The 3,079-nt window shown below is 40.9% G+C and carries 1 protein-coding gene and 1 pseudogene; both read right to left on the reverse strand.

Annotation, left to right across the window (positions count from 1 at the left end):
• Positions 1–1,502: 1,502 nt before the first annotated feature.
• On the reverse strand, positions 1,503–2,744 hold the full coding sequence (locus Q0101_RS06735) for an ArsS family sensor histidine kinase (protein WP_297943539.1): 1,242 nt from the start codon (positions 2,742–2,744) through the stop codon (positions 1,503–1,505).
• Positions 2,745–2,991: 247 nt separating this feature from the next.
• Positions 2,992–3,079, reverse strand: a pseudogene (locus Q0101_RS06740) (IS1595 family transposase); the annotation flags it as partial.

Below are 3,079 nucleotides of genomic sequence, written 5' to 3' on the forward strand. Positions count from 1 at the left end.
AAGCTTAGCTCGTTGTGGTGAACCTCTTGGGTTCCGCTATCGCCATAGCCTGCATTTACGTTACCGAAATTTGTTCCGCCCTTAACTATGGTTTTATTGTTATAGACGGTATTTGGGGTTACGGTATCGCTAGCATCCGCTCTACCGGAGCTTATATTCTTACCGTCTAGATCTCCTGCGCTTTGAGATACGTTTACGGTGTTATTTTTATTGCCGAATAGCTTATGAGCACCTGCTTGGGCAGCATTATTAGCTTGATTCTTGGTTAGCTCTGTGCTATCAAGGTAATTGTCGCCAAATAATATTAGCGATCCTGTTTCTTTTTATTAGTAGACCATATGAATCACTTGTGGTATCGACGTAAATTTTAGCCGCGTTAATCTTATATTACATAGCACTCGTATAGTATATAATTTATCCATAAGTGTGCCGTATACTCTAACAACAAAGCCCGTATTAATGGAAATTTTATTACAGTTGAGTATATTTAATCCGCACCTGCTTGCCTGCTGAAAAAAATCGTAATCGCGCTACCATTAAAAGACCTCGTTATAGTTTGCCTCACCCGAAATAAAGTTTATGATGATGTGTGTATTTGCTTACGACGATACCTCCATAGACGTAAAATTGCTACCAATTTGATTATCTCACAACGAAATTTGCATCTCGCAAATAAACATTCCCATAATACCACTCATTGTATTAAACGGAAAGTGTTTCCCATCTACGCTTACACTTAAATTATGAGTATAATACCACCTATGATAGTATAGTTGCCATCTCTCTCACCGATACCTTCCACTTCCAGGTATAATTTTATGGCATTTTTAACCAAGCCGCTTGCGGCATTGCCAGCGGCGTTCGCATAAACTATGCCACCAATGATATTTTACTATAGCCTCACGCTACCACCTTCACTGAATCCGCCACGAATCGTGCCATCCTTGTTGTAGACTGTATGTTTTATCCACTGCCGCCCATATTATTGATTGTGTTCGAATTTACTTTATCGCTTACGGCGCAATAACTGATCACGACTATCACGTATTTGAGTTTAATAACACTTTGTCCGATTAAAAAGCTATCGTTCTATCTCGACTTCAGTATTTAGGCCCACTACACTGGATCTTACCGTTGCATTTGCGTATTGACCTGGCTAGTTTTCTTTAACATTAAATCTTATGGGTTCGCGATGTTCCTTATATTCGCTATAAATAAGCTTAAATTTAGAAAAAATGAATTTCATTGTTAGCGCTTAGTATAGCAAATGAACAAGATTTTCTATTAATTTTTGGGAATGCTTAAAAAAATAGAATTTTTTATGTCTATAAATTTAGCATGGCGACTTCTGTAATATGGATAAATTCCGTGGTGTGAGTTAGCAACATGATTTTAAGAGCAAGAAGTGAAATTTTAAAGCGAAACAGATTATTCCATGTAAACAAGAATTCTTATGAGAGGCGAAATTCTTTGTAGAAAGTGATAATTTCGTGAAGACTGGCTTACATCGCGATAACCTTTTCTAAATTTAAAAAGCTAAAAATATTTTTACCATCCTTGTGATAGTACGCAAATTTTAGCCCGTGCGCCTTGGCGATGTTATCGACGATGTAAAGCCCCAGGCCGAAGCTTTGCTTGGCGTTCGTGCCCTTGACGAAGGCCTCTTTGTAGTAGCTAAAATCCTTCTGTAGCGGCTCGCCGAGCGTTATGAAGTCCATCGTTTCTGCGTCTAGTCGGATTAAAATTTTACCGTCTGCGGCGTATTTGACGGCGTTGTCGATTAAATTTTTCACCGCGACGCAAAAGAGCTTCAGATCTACGTTTAAGCTTAGCTCTAGCGGATTTTGCAGCGTGACGCAGCCGGGCTCGATCATTGCGATGCTAAGCGCTTCTTTTAAAATTTCATCCATTGAAAAAATTCCGCGTTCGACTAGCGCTGTGCCCGCAGTCGCGCGCTCTACCGCCGCAAATTCGTTGATTAGGCTCTCCAGCCGCTCAAAGACCGAGATGAGGCGCTCCTGATTTTTACCGCGCTCGATCATCTCGACGGCAATGCGACCCTTTGTGATGGGGGTTTTGAGCTCGTGCATTATGTTTCGCAAAAACAGATGGCGTGATTCGTTAAGCTTATTTATCTGCGTGACCGCCTCATAAAATGCGTGCGAAACCTCGGAAATTTCGTCGTTTCCCGCGCTTACGTCCTTGATCTGAAGATCGCCTTTAGCAAATTTATCGATCTGGCGCTTGAGCTTTCGAAGAGGGCGAATTTTGCGGATTATAAAGATATACGCAAGAAGAATAATCGCCAAAATGACGCCGTAGATCGCCTTGAAAATATCATAGCGGTAGGGCTGATACTCCTTGTCGTTTAAAAGCCGCGTCTCGCCCGCGTGGGTGATCTTTAGATAATGTTTACGTTTAAAAAGCAAGATGTCCGCAGAGCCGATGTCTGCGGAGATGCTATCTAAAATTTCAGCGCCTTTGATGATCTCATCGCGCCTAGCTTCATCGCGGATCGTCGAAAACTCGAAATTTGCGACCTGGCGGTCATATTCGACATCGCTGATGAGCTTACTCATCTGATATAGGTTCGCGCGCGCAACGATGGAGTATTTGGAGTTTAGCTCGCGAGTGTAGTTTTGCTGATCGTAGCCGATGAGCCAGAGTAGCGCGAGCGAAACGCCCACGGCGGCGAGCGCGAAGATGAACGTGATGGTGTAAAAAATCGACGATCTTACTTTCATTAAATTTATATGATCCTTAAATTTTTAAAATTTCAAAGCTTTGAAGCCGCGGGCTTGCTTTGGCTTTGGCGCGTGGACCCGTCCGACTTCGGATTTGTGGCACATCCTAAATACGCAATACGTTTATATTTCCTAAATCTAGCTATTGCAAAAATTTTATAAAAATTTTAAAAATTTTGCTACTTCTACCATTGAAAATTTTACAAAATTTTATCGCTTAAACACATAAATTCAAATAAATCTTGGCTCAATTAAACTTAAGCGGATTCTCTCTTATTGGTTTCAACAGTTTCTGATATAGGTTTTCCTGTATAGTTTTAGTATTATATCTAAAT

Source organism: uncultured Campylobacter sp. (assembly GCF_937921625.1).
Lineage (GTDB): Bacteria > Campylobacterota > Campylobacteria > Campylobacterales > Campylobacteraceae > Campylobacter_B.

Excerpts from the sequence above, each read along its gene's own strand:
- Q0101_RS06735 (WP_297943539.1), bottom strand. The coding sequence starts at position 2,744 with ATGAAAGTAAGATCGTCGATTTTTTACACCATCACGTTCATCTTCGCG.